The sequence below is a fragment of the Bacillus sp. NEAU-CP5 genome, assembly GCF_026420705.1.
GTDB classification, from domain to species: Bacteria; Bacillota; Bacilli; order Bacillales; family Bacillaceae; genus Bacillus; species Bacillus velezensis.
In genome coordinates this window covers 1-15,800 of sequence record NZ_JAPMOV010000001.1, presented here as the reverse complement: position 1 = coordinate 15,800, position 15,800 = coordinate 1, and the positions used below count along the sequence as shown (strand labels likewise).

2 protein-coding genes are annotated in these 15,800 nt (G+C 51.1%); both read right to left on the bottom strand.

Features of this window, described 5'->3' with window-relative positions:
- Nucleotides 1-13: 13 nt before the first annotated feature.
- Nucleotides 14-10,795, bottom strand: a complete 10,782-nt coding sequence (locus tag OTK50_RS00010; protein WP_224224337.1) for a non-ribosomal peptide synthetase — start codon at nt 10,793-10,795, stop codon at nt 14-16.
- A gap of 25 nt (nt 10,796-10,820) precedes the next feature.
- A partial coding sequence (locus OTK50_RS00005) for a non-ribosomal peptide synthetase (protein WP_266121811.1) occupies nt 10,821-15,800 on the bottom strand: 4,980 nt, incomplete at its 5' end.

Sequence of the window (15,800 nt, the reverse complement as noted above, 5' to 3'; positions counted from 1 at the left end):
CTCCCGCTCGATTTTAGTGGAAGCTGAGTAAGTCGGCAATATCCTGCAAGGCTTCCTCAGTCAGCTCCCGATCATCAAAGTCACTGACGGTCTTCTCCGTATCGGTTTTGCTGAGGCAGTGTTCCGACAGTTTCAGGAGATAATACCGGCAGCTTTCGGACAGCCGTTCGATCGTATCTTGCCGGAAGCGCTCCGTTTCATAGGAAATGCTGACGGTCATCCGGCCTTTTGCCGCAATCGCACTGATTTCAAGTGACTGCTCCCGTTTCCATGTATCTGTCACATCATCTCCGCCTCCCAAAGGAGAAAACTGAAACGCGTCTGGCTGTTCCGTTTCTGCCGGATTCCCGCCGGGCGCATCGAATTGTCCGAGATAATTAAAGCTGATCTCCGGTGCTTTCCCGAAGGTCATCCCGGCAAGCTTCGGCGGTGTTAAATATTTGAGGACGCCGTATCCGTTCCCTTTATCCGGAATGCGCCGCAATGTGTCTTTGACGGTTTTCAATGTGCGAATTTCATATTCTTCAAGAGGTTCATAAGCTCCGCTCCGGAAAAGCACCGGGTAAATGGAAGTGAACCACCCCACTGTCCTGCTGATGTCCGCACCTGCCTGCTCCGATTGGCGCCCGTGTCCTTCAAGGGCGATTTTCAAAGCGTGCCGCGGCGACCACTTTTGAATGGCAAGCACGGCGGAAGCCAAAAGCACATCTTGCGTATCCGTATTGTAGGCGCTGTGCACATCTTTCAACAGGGCGTCCGTTTCACTTTCTGTCAGAGTGAAGGATACCGTGTTCCGTTTTTTTGCAGGAGTTTGAGATAAATCTGCCTGCTCGTAAGGAAGACTTTCTGTTTCATAGTGTTCAATCTCCCGCCAATACTCAGCCTGCTGAAGCAGCTGTCTGCTTTCGGCATAATCGGCCAGCTGCTCCGTATATGTTTTGAATGACATGGTTTTCGGAGGGAGTTTGATTTCCTGTCCAGAGACGGCCTGCTCATAAGCAGAAGCCAAGTCTTCCAATAAAATCCGCCATGATATCCCGTCGACAGCGAGATGATGGACCGTCAGAAACAAGTAATCTTCTGCTTCAGAGCGGAACAGCCCCGCCTGTACCAGCGGCCCGTTCTCCAAATCCATGTTTCTCTGAAGATCTGCGACGCGGCGTTTTACAAAACGTTCCTTCTCATGCTCATCGCCTTCCGTTTCTAATATGGTTATGGTCAGGTTGTAAAGCTGCTCATCTGCGAGGTCAGCCGGTCTGTTGAAGAGGAGAAGACCTTTCTCTTCGTCTTTTTTGCAGACAAGGCGCAAGGCATCATGATGAACGGTAATGGCTTTTAACGTTTTCCTCAGAGCCTCTTCATCTATTGAATTTGTTCTCGTCAGCATGACGGACTGGTTAAAATGGTTTGCTTCCTTCATGTCTTGTGTGAAGAACCATTTGTGAACCGGCGACCACTTCACTTCTCCTTCTGCAGGAGCTTGGCTGACCGGCTGCCGCTCTGTACGGACATAAGGCGCCAGCTCCCTAATTGTCGGCCGGCTGAAAATATCTTTTACGGCGATCTGTTTTCCTGCCTGATGTAATCGGGCTGATACTTGCAGGGCTTTGATGGAATCGCCGCCCAGTTCAAAAAATGATTGATCCGCGGCAATGTTTTCAGTTCCGAGGACTTCGCTCCAAATCGCGGAAAGCTCTTTTTCCATGTCGCTTTCAGGCTCGGTAAATGCCCGTCCGGTGTGCGCTTTTTTCCGCGGCTCAGGAAGCGCGCGGCGGTCAAGCTTCCCGTTCGGTGTGACAGGCAGGGCTTCAAGTGTTTCAAAGAACGCCGGCACCATATAAGCGGGCATTTCATTTCTGAGTGCCTGCTGCACGGTTTCACTTTCTGTTCCTTCTTCTGTCACGATATAAGCGCATAGTTCCGTTTGGCCTGCTGATGCGGTATGAGCGGTGACGGCTGCTTCTTTGACACCTTTTATGCCTGTTAAGGCGGATTCAATTTCTTTCAGTTCCACCCGGTAGCCTCTGATTTTGACTTGCTCGTCCATTCGGCCGATATATTGCAGCGTGCCGTCCGGCAGCCATTTTGCCAGGTCGCCCGTGCGGTACATGCGCCGGTTCTTCTGGAACGGGTCTTGGACAAAGGCTTGGGCCGTTTGCTGAGGAAGATTGCGGTACCCTCTTGCAAGGCCGGAACCCGAGATGCAAAGTTCTCCCGTTACACCGATCGGCTGCGGGTGATCCCCGTTTAAAATATAAACGTGTGAATGCTCAATCGGACGGCCGATCGTGATGTTCTCACTTTGTTCTATATGTCTTGCCGCTGTAGTGGCGACGCTGTTTTCCGTCGGGCCGTACTCATTGGCAAGCTCAGTGTGAGGACAAACTGATAAACTGCGGCTGATAATGTTTTGGTCGACAGCTTCTCCGGCTAATGTGACAATTCTGAGAGACTCGGCATCCCCCGGCTCCAGTACGTCAAGCAGTGTACGGTACAGTACGGGAACAATGATCATGTGAGTGATGCGGTAAGATGCAAGATAGTGTTTAATAGCAAGAATATCTCTTGCTTCATCTTCGGCTAAAACGGCCGCTTTCGCACCGGAAATCAGCGGTGTGAACATGCTTGTTACAAAACCGTCAAATGAAAATGAAAAGAGCTGAAGAATCGTATCTTTCTCATTCAGATCATAAAATCCGCTCCGCCATTGAAGGGTTTGGCTGACGGATCGATGTTCGACCATAACCCCTTTAGGCCTGCCTGTCGTTCCCGATGTATAAATGATGTAAGCCAAATCTTCCGGTGCTGATAATGACTGGACCGGCGAAGCATCCTGTTCTTGGATATCCTCCAGTGCGAGCACTTCACCGTTAAAACGATCAGGCACTTGTTCTATCGCACCGTGTGCGGTAAGGAGAAGCGCTGTGCCGCTGTCTGAGATGATATATTGCTTGCGTTCCTCCGGATATTCAGGATCTATCGGGACGTAGGCTCCTCCGGCTTTCCAAACCCCGAAGACTGCCGCTACTTGTTCCGGCGATCTTGGTATCACAATGCCGACGGCTGCATCAGGTCCGATCTGTCGTTTTTGCAGAGCTCTGGCGATTTTATTCGACCAGTCATCTAATTCTTTGTATGTGATCAATGTTTCCCCGCTGATAAGGGCCGCGGCATCAGGTGTTTTTCGCGCCTGGGTGATGAACAGTTCATGAACTGTTTTTTCAGGCAGCTGTTGATCCGTCAAGCCGTTAAAGTCCGAAAGAATCCGGTTCCGTTCCGGAGCAGTCAGCATGCTGATCGCTTGTAAAGAAGTTTCCGGTTCACGGACAATGTGTTCAAGCATCGTCATAAAGTGGGAAGCCCAGCGTTGCATTGTTTCTCTCCGGAATAAAGACGCCGCATATTCAAACAGAAAATGAATCTGTCCCCCGCCTTCAGAAGCCTGTAAAGTGACATCAAATTTGGAAACCGGACGGGACACGTCCGCAGGCCGAATATGCAAACCGTCCAACAGCAGTTCCTCATGCTCTATATTCTGGACGACAAGCATGGCGTCAAACATCGGATTGCGGCTTGTGTCCCGCTGTACGCCGAGCCGTTCCACAAGCTCTTCAAACGGATAGTCTTGATGCTCATACGCCTCAAGCGCCGCCTGGCGGACTTCCGCCAAGTAATCGGTGAACCGTTTGTCTCCTTTCGGCTCCGTTCTGATGGCGAGCGTGTTGACGAACATACCGAGAATCGGTTCAAGGTCTTTGTGCGGACGCCCGGCAATCGGTGAGCCGACGATGATGTCTTCCTGCCCGCTTAATCTCGCGAGTAACGTATTGTACGCGGCGAGAAGCACCATATACAAAGTGGAGCCGTGATCCCGGGCAATGCGGTGAAGGCCGGATGACATTTCAGCGTCAAGCGTGCACGATACGCTGCCGCCCGCAAAGCTTCTGACCGCCGGACGGGGCTTGTCAGCCGGAAGTTCAAGCACCGGAAGTTCTCCTTCAAGCCGCTTCAGCCAATAGGCTTCCTGCTTCTGGTATCCTTCTTTCTCCTGAAACGACCGCTGCCAGACGGCATAGTCTTTATATTGAAGGCGCATCGGCGTAAGCGAACGGCCTGCGTACAGCTCGCCGAATTCTTTTATCAAGGTGTTGACGGACACACCGTCAGAAATAATATGATGCATATCCGTTAATAAAAGATGGCGTTCGTCGGATTCTTTCACGAGAGCCGCACGGAAGAGCGGCGCTTCCTCCAGACAAAACGGCCGGACGAATGCGTCAGCTGACTCGGCCTCATCGAGCTGAAACGGTACGCTGTCATGGATGCGCTGCACCGGTTCGCCGTCAGGCCCCGTTTCAAAGGACGTTCTGAGCGACTCATGCCGCTCCACAAGCTGCCGGAACGTCTCCTCCAACCGGCTGCGGTCAAGCGGGCCCGTCAGTTCCAGCACAGCCGGCATATTGTAGCCGACACCGCCGTCTTCAAGCTGTTGGAGCACATACATCCGTTTCTGCGCCGAAGACACCGGATAGGTGTCCTGTTTTTTCGCAGGCTGAATCGCTTCATACGGGCTCTCTTCCAAGTCCTGAATAACCGAAGCGAGCTCTTCCACCGTCGGCCGGGCGAAGATCTCCTGTAACGGCAACTGAACACCGAACTCTTTGGCGATGCGGGAGACGAGAGCCGTCGCTTTTAACGAATGGCCGCCCCGCTCAAAAAAGTGATCCCGGATGCCGACGGGGCCGTTTTTCAGCACTTCTTCCCAAAGGGCGCAAAGCTTCATTTCCGTGACGTTCCGCGGAGCGGTGTACGCCTGTCTGTCTGCCGCTCCGCCGGGAGCCGGCAGCGCGCGGCGGTCAAGCTTTCCGCTCGGCGTGACCGGCCATTCGGTCATCTCTATAAACTGAGCCGGCATCATGTAGGCCGGAAGGCGTGTCGCAAGCTCCGCCCGCACGTCATCGCTTTCCCGTCCTTCGATATAGGCGTAAAGCGCGGTTTCGCCGTGTTCGGTCCGGGCAGTGACCGCCGCCTCACGAATGCCGTCGATGCGCCGGATCGCCGCTTCGATTTCCCCCGGTTCAATCCGGTAGCCGCGGACTTTCACTTGTCCGTCTGAACGGCCGAGCCATTCAACAAGGCCGTCTTCTGTCCAGCGTGCGATATCGCCCGTCTGATACATGCGCTCTCCCGGATAAAACGGATCATCGAGAAAACGCTCCTCCGTCAGCTCGGGCCGGTTCAGATAGCCGCGGGCCACCCCTGTCCCAGCGATGTACAGCTCTCCAATACAGCCCGGCGGCAGAAGCTGTTTCTTTTGATTTAAAATATACAGCCGCATGTTATGCCCGGAAATGCCGATCGGAACATTGTGAAATTCTTTTCCTTGCGGCAAATCAAAGTACGCCGCTTCTACTGTCGCTTCCGTCGGACCGTAGGAATTTGTCAATTCCGTTCCAGGCAGAAGGTCATAAAAACGGGAAACCAAGTGTGGGCCCAATTGTTCACCGCCGGCAAAAACCCTTTTTAAGCAGGTCTTTTTGATCGGCTGTTTTCTGGAATTTATATATTCCAAGAAAGCATGAAGCATGGATGGCACAAAATGAGCCGCCGTTATGCGGTTTTTCTCCAATGCGTTCAGTATCATTTCAGGGTCTTTCTCGCCGCCTTGCGGAAGGAGGAAAACAGAAGCTCCCGCGATCGGCCACCAAAACAGCTCCCAAATCGAAGCGTCGAAAGAGTAGGATGTTTTATGCAAAATGATGTCAGAATCATTTAATCCATAACGCGTTTGCAGTGAATATAAAAAGTTTACGGCTGACCGATGTTCAACCTGCACGCCTTTTGGGCGTCCCGTAGAACCGGATGTATAGATGATATAAGCCAATGAATCAGGTTTTACCGGAACGTTAGGGTTGGCCGCAGCTTCAGGGTTTCCTGTTTGTCCGCTTTTCAGAGAGATCATTTCTCCCTCAAAAAGATCTGGTGCGAAAAGTTCTGGTTCTGCCAGTAAGAATTTCACGCCGCTGTCTTTCAGTAAAAAGCGAATCCGCTCTTCCGGGTAATCCGGATCAATCGGCAGATATGCACCGCCTGCTTTTAAGACAGCGTAAATGCCGATCAGCATGTCAGGAGAACGCCTGCCCATAATGGCAGTTTTATCCTCCAGCCTTATGCCGCGCTTGATCAGCTGATGCGCAAGCTCGTTTGCCCTTTCGTTCAGTTCCTGATACGTAATCGAAATGACATCAGTTAAAATCGCAGGACGGTCCGGCGTTTTTTCCGCCTGCTGTTCCAGCAGATCATGAAGAGACTGATGAAGCGGAAACGCTGTTTTCTGAAAGGGGCTGAAATCTTGAAGCAGAGACACTTCTTCTTTTTCTGTCAAAACAGAAATATCGTCTAATTCCAAGCCCGGATCAGCCGCGGCGTTTTCGGCAAGTGTCGTAAAAAATCCCGCCCATTTTTGAATCGTTTTTCTCTTAAACAAATCGGTGCTGTATTCAAACTGGCAGTACAATTCACCGGCGTTTTCAGAGATGTACAGCGATAAGTCAAATTTAGAAATCGGCAGGCTGACGTCTGCCGGCTGCAGTTCAAGTCCGGCCGCTCTAAGCTTCTGCTGTTCCATATTTTGCAGCGCAAATGTTGTGTCAAACAGCGGATTTCGGGACATGTCCCGCGGCACACCGAGCTTATCGACGAGCTCTTCTAGCGGGTAATCCTGATGTTCGTAAGCCTCAAGCGCTGTTTGGCGAATTTCTTTTAAATATTCTTTGAATGTCATGCTTCCGTCGGGACGCGTCCTGAAAGCAAGCGTATTGACAAACATGCCCAGAACGGCGTCAAGGTCGGCATGAGGCCTTCCTGCAATCGGAGACCCGACAATCATATCTTCCTGTCCGCTTAAACGGGCTAACAGAACCGTGTACACACCAAGCAGCGTCATATACAATGTGCATTTGTTTTCTTTCGCCAGCTTTTTCAACTGAGCTGTATGTTTTTCATTGATGACAAATGACACCCGGTCTCCGGAAAAACTCCGCACCGGGGGACGCGGCTTATCAGCCGGCAATTCAAGCACGGGAATCTCACCGGCAAGCCGGTTCAACCAGTACTCCTCTTGTTTCCGATATGCGGCGCCCGCCATAAATGATTGCTGCCAGACGGCATAATCTTTGTATTGAATCCGTAACGGCGGCAGACTTCTCTCAGCATACAGCTCACTGAATTCACGTATCAAAAGATTGACGGATACGCCGTCTGAAATAATATGATGCATGTCAGCTAAAAGCAGATGCCGGTCTTTTTCTATTTGGACAAATCCCGCCCGGAAAAGGGGCGCTTTGCCGAGATCGAACGGCCGGATAAACGCTTCGGCTGATTGTTCTTTTGTAAATGCAAACGGCACGTCGTCATGAATCCTCTGCACGGGCAGGCCGTTTTTTTCTTCAAAGGACGTTCTGAGCGGTTCATGCCGCCCGATCAATTCCTTGAACACGGCTTCCATCCTATCTCGGTCAAACGGCCCCCTCACCTCTAAAACGGCTGGAATGTTATAGCTGACACCGCCATTTTCAAGCTGGTGAAGGACGTACATCCGTTTTTGGGCGGATGAGACAGGATATGTTTCTTTCATTTCTGTCTTTTCTATGGATGCGAACGGGTTCTCTTCTGCTTCACTGATGATTTTGGCGAGTTCTTCTACAGTCGGATGGCTGAAGACATCGCTCAGCGGGATTTGCACACTGCACTCTTTAGCTATTTTTGCAACGAGTGCCGTCGCCTTTAATGAATGGCCGCCAAGCTCGAAAAAGTGATCGTGAACGCCGATCGGGCCGATTTGAAGCACTTCTTCCCATATGCGGGTAAGCTTCAGCTCGGTCACATTCCGGGGAGCTGTATATCGACGGCCTGTGGCGTATGCCGAAGCTTCCGGAAGGGCTCGCTGATCGACTTTTCCGTTCGCAGTGAGCGGAATTGAGTCAACAAAAGCCCATTTGACCGGAATCATATAATCAGGCAGCTCTTTAGCCAAATCTCTCCGCAACTGAGAAGGATCAGTCGCTTGTGAGACGCTGCAGTAAGCGCATAATTCATTTTCGCCCGACTCATTCGTTTGAATCAGAACGGCAGCTTCTTTCACGGCGTGATGATTTGCCAGGACGGTTTCAATTTCCTTCGGTTCAATCCGGTACCCTCTGATCTTCACTTGATCATCTGTCCGGCCGATGTATTCAATTTGGCCGTCCGCACGCAGTCTTGCTAAATCTCCGGTCCGGTACATGACGGCGTCGGTTCTGAACGGATCCGGCAAAAATTTCTCTTTGGTCAGCGCCGGGTTGTTCACATAGCCTCTTCCTGTATTCGCCCCGGAAATATACAATTCTCCCGCAATTCCGAGAGGCTGAAGCTGCCGGTTTTTGCTGAGAATATACATCTTGTTATGATGGATCGGTTTCCCGATCGGCGGATGTTCAGGTATGTCATCTCCCGCAGAAATCGTATACGTTGAAACCACATGAGTTTCTGACGGGCCGTAATGATTATGCAGATGCATACCGTGTGAACGGAGCGTCTGCCTGAACAAACGCGAAACGGTCAGCTGCTCCCCGGCCGTAATGACATGCTTCACACAGCGGGGAAAAGACTGTGCATAACCTTCTTCATTGAAAAGCATTTTGACAAACGCAGTCGGGAAAAACACAACTTCCATGTTGTGCTGATCAATAAACGAAAACAGCTGAGAAACATCCCGTTTGATTGATTCGGGCACGATACAGAGGGTGCCGCCGCTCAAGAGTACTGAAAATAACTCCTGATAGCAGACGTCAAACGCCAAAGATGCGTACTGCAGCACATTTGTGCAAAAATCAATGTCTGTGTTCGTCAATTGGTCAGAAAGCAGGTTGGCCATATTTTTATGTTCGAGCAGCACACCCTTCGGTTTCCCTGTCGTTCCCGATGTATAAATCATATAAAGGAGGTCGTCTGCCGTATTAATGGATTGCACATTGCTTCCGTCCGCTTCCGTCCCGGCCTCTTCTATGTATGTAACTTGCAGCCTTTGTTCCGCGGGGACTGACTGATGCCGCTCTGTTACAACATGGACGCAGCCGCTGTTTTCAATAACATATCGGATACGCTCCTTTGGACTGCCCGGATCTATCGGGACAAAGGCGCCGCCCGCTTTTAAAATACCGAGAACGGCCGCCGCTAAAGAAGGGGAACGGCCGAGCATGACGCCTACCGGCTCCTCCCGCTTTAATCCGCGCTTTTGCAGCAGGCGGGCCAGCTTATTAGCCGATTCGTTCAGCTCTTCGTACGTCACTGACTCACCTTCATACCGAATCGCGATTTGATCCGGCGTTTTTGCAACCTGCCGTTCAAACATCGCATGAACCGTGTCATATTCAGGTTTTTCGGTCTCTTCAGAAATCGGCGCAAGCAGCTGCGCTTTTTCCCCTGGAGTGATGATTTCAAGCTTGTCCGGCGTGATGTCCGGTTTGTCGAGAACCTGGGAGACGATGTATGCCAAATGGCCTTTGATATTTTCGATAAATTGGCGGTCATACACGCTTGAATCGTATCTCATTTTCAAATGAATCTCGTCACCCGGCGCCACCATCAGGTAAAAACTGTAGTTGGTTTCGTCTTCCATGCTGAAATCATGAATGTGAAAAAGGTCTTTCGTGTCTCCCTTGCTGTTCAGCACATCAAGCTCCTGTTCAACCGGATAATTCTCAAAGACGAGAATGTGGTCAATTAAGCCTTGTTTTACCTGTGAATTCGCCTGTATGTCATAAAGCGGATGATAGCTGTATGCCTGTCCTTTCAAAGCGTCCTTTTGCACGTTTTTGATCAGCTTTTGAAACGGGATGTCCGCCCCGCTGATCCGGACAGGCACGGTATTAATGAACAGGCCGATCATTCGCTCGATGCCTTCGATTTCAGAAGGCCTTCCCGAAATGACAGAACCAAAAACCGCATCTTCTGTCTGGTTATACGCCTGAAGCAAAATGCCCCAGAGCGTGTGGAAAATGGTGCTCAGCGTGACCTCTTCTTTCACGGCCAGCTCTTTCAGCTTAGCCGTGTCCTCTTTTGAAAAGGAAAACGTCACTTCCTCTTGTCTGCTTTCGCCGGCTTTTTTCTGCTTCGGCAGAACAGTCTGCTGCTCAAAGCCTTCAAGGTATCGCTCCCAGTACGAAGCGGCTTTTTCTTTATCTTGCTCCATCAGCCACTTGATGTAGGTCCCGTACGGCACAGCGGGCTCAAGCGTTAACGGTGTCCGGCGGAGCCGCGAGGCGTATATCTGGAAGAACTCTTTCAGCACGATTCCGAGACACCAGCCATCCATAATAATGTGATGGAAACTCCATATGCACGTATATTCACATTCACCGGTTTGAAGCAGTGTCACCCGCATCAGCATGTCTTTTTGCAGTTGAAACCCTTTCTCACGGTCTCTTCGTTTGGCTTCTTCGATATACTTGATTTGATCAGCCTTGTTTAAATTGGTGAGATTTTCCTCAATGATGCTGACGTTCCGCTCTTTTAATACGACCTGCTGCGGCACTGACACGTTCTGGCTGATAAAGATCGTTCTGAAAATATCATGTCTTTCGAAAAGGGCATGAACGCTCTCTTCAAACACGCGGGTGTCCACCTTCCCCGTTATTGAAAAGGAGGCCTGCTCGGCGTAAGCCTGTGATTCCTTTTGCAGGAGGGAATGAAAAAGCATTCCTTCCTGCATATAAGACAGCGGATAAATATCCTGAATTGCATTCTTTTTTGTCATGTTATAATCTCCCCGTCGCCTTTTTCTACAGTTCCTCGACAAAACTCGCTATGCTGTCCAAATCATCAGATGTTAACGTTTTGCTGCTAAAATCACTAACGGTTTTTTCTGCTTCCTCTTTGCCTGTGCAGTGCGCCATAATATCACGCAAATATTGCTGTAAGGTTTGCAGCAGCTGTTCCATCGTTTCTTTGCGGAAGCGGCTCGGCGGATAGCTCAAACTGAAGTGAAGTTTGTTTTGTGCGGCCATCGCGCTCATTTCCACCGCTTGTTCCCGCTGCCATGTCGGTGTGATGTCGTGCCCGCTTGCAAGACCGGACAGACTGAACGTGTGCTGATCTTCTGTATCATTGAATTGCCCTAAATAGTTAAAGCTGATTTCAGGCGCTTGTCTGAAGCGGATTGTTTTTTGTTCAGGCGGTGTCATGTATTTTAAAATGCCGTAGCCTATTCCTTTATCCGGTATTCTTCCGAGTGTGTCTTTGACCGTTTTTACCGCCGTTCCAAGCTCAGCGCCTGCTGTGTTCAAGTCAATGAGCACCGGATACATGGAGGTAAACCAGCCTACGGTGCGGCTGATGTCGAGCTCCGGCATGATGTGCTCTCTCCCGTGCCCTTCCATCGCGATGCGCAGTCTGCCGCCCCCTGTCCAGTCCCGTAAAGCCAAAGCTGCGGCAGTCAGAAGAATATCTTGCGTATCGGTATGGTAGGCCCGGTTGACCTGCTGAAGCAAAACGGACGTTTCTTCTTCTGTAAGCGTAAAGCTTACCGTTTGCCGAATGCTGTCGGCTCCCGTCTGATGCTGCGGTTTTTCATAAGGAAGTTCGGCGGCTGTTTCTTCTTCAATAAAACGCCAATATTCTTCTTCATGCATCAGCTTGCTGCTTTTTGCGTATTCTGAAAGCCTTACGGCGTATTGTTTAAACGAATCGGTCTTTGGCGGAAGCTGGACCGGCTGACCTTTTACGGCTTGAGTGTAAGCGGCAGATAAATCCTCCAGCAGAATACGCCATGACACTCCGTCAACCGCCAGGTGATGTACGGTGATGAATAAATAATCCCCGGACCGGGTTTTGAACCAGCCGGCTTTTAATAACGGCCCTTTTTCAATATCCATCCGCTGTTGGAGCGCAGCCACTTCAGTTTCTATTTCTCTTTCCCAAGTATCTGTCCCAGACAGATCCCAAATGTCCAAGCTGTACAGTTCAGCTTTTTGAATACCGTGATTGATTTGTCTGAAACTTTCGTTTTCTGCACTGACAGTGATCCGGAGTGCATCATGATGAATGACAAGATGCTCCAAGGCTTCTTTGAGCGGCTGTTTATGCAATGCGTCAGAGCTGAACATCATGACGGACTGATTGAAATGATTTCTGTTTTCCATCCGCTGTGATAAAAACCAGTGCTGAACGGGTGTCCAAGGTATGTCTCCTTCCACCGGCCGCTGATCGATGACTCTTTCCGCTTTCCGGATAAGAGGCGCGAGTTCCTTAATGGACGGGTGCCGGAATAAGTCACTTGCCGTCATTTTCCACCCATAGCGTCCGAGCCGTGCGGAAACTTGCAACGCTTTGATTGAGTCACCGCCCAATTCAAAAAATGAGTCCTCAATCCCGACTTGTTTTGCGCCGAGCACTTCCTGCCAGATCACGGAAAGCTGTTCTTCAAGCTCATTGCGGGGAGCTGTGTACGCGGTTTGAAGCGCGAGCTCCGGTTCGGGCAGATTTTTCCGATCCAATTTACCGTTCGGCGTAAGCGGCAGCTTCTCAAGTTCCATCATATAGGCCGGAACCATGTAATTCGGCAGTTGCTTAGACAGTGAAGAACGCACTTTTTCTGTATCCATGTCCGCCTGCAGACTCATATATGCGATCAGTTCTTTATTGCCGGACTGCCCGGTTCTGACTGACACGGCAGCTTCTTTCACGCCGTCCAGGCTCCTCAGTGCGGCTTCAATCTCTCCCAGCTCCACCCGATAACCGCGGATTTTCACTTGATCATCCATCCGCCCGGCATATTCGATCGTTCCGTCCGGCAGCCAGCGGGCTAAATCTCCGGTGCGGTACATCCGTTCTCCGGGAACAAAAGGATTAGGGACAAATTTTTCTTCCGTCAGCTCAGGGCGGCCGAAATATCCTCTTGCCACACCGTCTCCGCCCGTGCACAATTCGCCGATGACGCCGATCGGCTGCGGTGTTCCCCTGCTGTTTATGATATATGCGGTTGAATTTCCGACAGGGCGCCCGATCGGGATTGAATGATCGTATGATTGTTCAATCAAAAAGCAAGTCGAGAACGTCGTGTTTTCAGTCGGTCCGTATCCATTCCATACTGAGAGATGCGGCAGCGCATTCCGAACCCGGTTTACATGGCTTGGGGACAGTGCTTCCCCGCCGATAATCAATCGGGATAATCCGGAAAACACGTGTTCATTTTGTTCTGATAAATGGTTGAACAGAGACGATGTCAGCCACAGTGTCGTAATGCCGTTTTGCTGTATAAATGTTTCCAGAACATCCGAGTCGAGATAGGTTTCCTGGTCACTTACATATAAAGAAGCGCCGTTTAAAAGCGGACCGAATATTTCAAATGTCGTAACGTCAAATCCTAATGATGAAGTAAACAATAGTCTGTCTTCCGGCGTAAAATCAATATAATTGCTGTTTTTCACAAGGCGGATCACGCTTCGCTGTTCAATCATGACGCCTTTTGGCGCACCTGTTGATCCGGACGTATAAATCATGTAGGCCAACGATTCAGGTCCGCCGAGCGGTTCGGGATTTTCTGAACTCAAGCCGGCCTTTGTTTGAATATCCTCTATGAATAAACGTTTTCCTGAAAGCGGCAGACCGTCAAGTTTATCAGATTGGAGAAGAATATCAGCTTTACAGTCTTTAAGCATCCATTCAGCCCGTTCCCGCGGCACATCGTCACCAATAGGCAAGTAGGCGCCTCCCGCTTTTAATATTCCGAGGATTCCGGAGGCAAGCTCTGTTGTGCGGCCGGTTAATAAGGCGACAACGCTTTCCGGACCGACGCCATTTGATCGGAGAGCCGCCGCTATTCTGTTAGCCCGTTCGTTCAGCTCACGGTATGTCAAGATTTGTCCATCATATACAACTGCCCGGGCATCGGGGGTTTCTTTTGCCTGCCGCTCAAATAAACGGCTGATGGTTTCGTGTCTTGGGTAATCGCTTTTCGTCTGATTAAACTGATAAATGACGCGATTTGTTTCAGCATTATCCAGTACGTGAATGTCACCAAGCGGTATCGCTTGGTTTTCAATTACTTTTGTAAGAATACGTGTAAAATAACAAAGCCATTTTTCAATTGTCTGTTTTTGATAGATATCTGTATTGAATTCAAAATCAAAGCTGATGGAACCGTCAGACCCTTCTGACGCGTAAAGCGTGGCATCAAACTTTGCGGTTTTATGACTTGTATCCGCAGCTTGAGCCAAATGCAGCTTATTTAACACCAGGGATTCACGCTCCATATTTTGGAGCACAAACATAACGTCAAACAGCGGATTGCGGCTCGTGTCCCGCTGCACGCCAAGCCGTTCCACCAGCTCTTCAAACGGGTAGTCCTGATGCTCATAGGCCTCAAGCGCCGCCTGGCGGACTTCCGCTAAGTAATCGGTGAACCGTTTGTCCCCTTTCGGCTCCGTTCTGATGGCGAGCGTGTTGACGAACATGCCGAGAATCGGTTCAAGGTCTTTGTGCGGACGCCCGGCAATCGGCGAGCCGACGATGATGTCTTCCTGCCCGCTCAATCTCGCGAGTAACGTATTGTACGCGGCGAGAAGCACCATATACAAAGTGGAGCCGTGATCCCGGGCGATTCGGTGAAGGCCGGATGCCGTTTCAGCGTCAAGCGCGCACGATACGCTGCCGCCCGCAAAGCTTCTGACAGCCGGACGGGGCTTGTCAGCCGGAAGCTCAAGCACCGGAAGCTCTCCTTCAAGCCGCTTCAGCCAATAGGCTTCCTGCTTCTGGTACCCTTCTTTCTCCTGAAACGACCGCTGCCAGACGGCATAGTCTTTATATTGAAGGCGCATCGGCGCAAGCGAACGGCCTGCGTACAGCTCGCCGAATTCTTTTATCAAGGTGTTGACGGACACACCGTCAGAAATAATATGATGCATATCCGTTAATAAAAGATGACGTTCGTCCGATTCTTTCACGAGAGCCGCACGGAAGAGCGGCGCTTCTTCCAGACAAAACGGCCGGACGAATGCGTCAGCTGACTCGGCCTCATCCAGCTGAAACGGCACGCTGTCATGGATGCGCTGCACCGGTTCGCCGTCAGGCCCCGTTTCAAAGGACGTTCTGAGCGACTCATGCCGCTCCACAAGCTGCCGGAACGTCTCCTCCAGCCGGCCGCGGTCAAGCGGGCCCGTCAGTTCCAGCACAGCCGGCATATTGTAGCCGACACCGCCGTCTTCAAGCTGCTGGAGCACATACATCCGTTTCTGCGCCGAAGACACCGGGTAGGTGTCCTGTGTTTGCGCAGGCTGAATCGCTTCATACGGGCTTTCTTCCAAGTCCTGAATAACCGAAGCGAGCTCTTCCACCGTCGGCCGGGCGAAGATGTCCTGTAACGGCACCTGAACACCGAACTCTTTGGCGATGCGGGAGACGAGAGCCGTCGCTTTTAACGAATGGCCGCCCCGCTCAAAAAAGTGATCCCGGATGCCGACGGGGCCGTTTTTCAGCACCTCTTCCCAAAGGGCGCAAAGCTTCATTTCCGTGACGTTCCGCGGGGCGGTGTACGCCTGTCTGTCTGCCGCTCCGTCGGGAGCCGGCAGCGCGCGGCGGTCAAGCTTTCCGCTTGGCGTGACCGGCCATTCGCTCATCTTTATGAACTGAGCCGGCATCATGTAGGCCGGAAGGCGTGTCGCAAGCTCCGCCCGCACGTCATCGCTTTCCCGTCCTTCAATATAGGCGTAAAGCGCGGTTTCGCCGTGTTCGTTCCGGGCGGTGACCGCCGCCTCACGAATGCC

Bases quoted from the DNA above. Each gene is read 5' to 3' on its own strand.
- OTK50_RS00010 (WP_224224337.1), bottom strand. From the start codon at position 10,795: ATGACAAAAAAGAATGCAATTCAGGATATTTATCCGCTGTCTTATATG.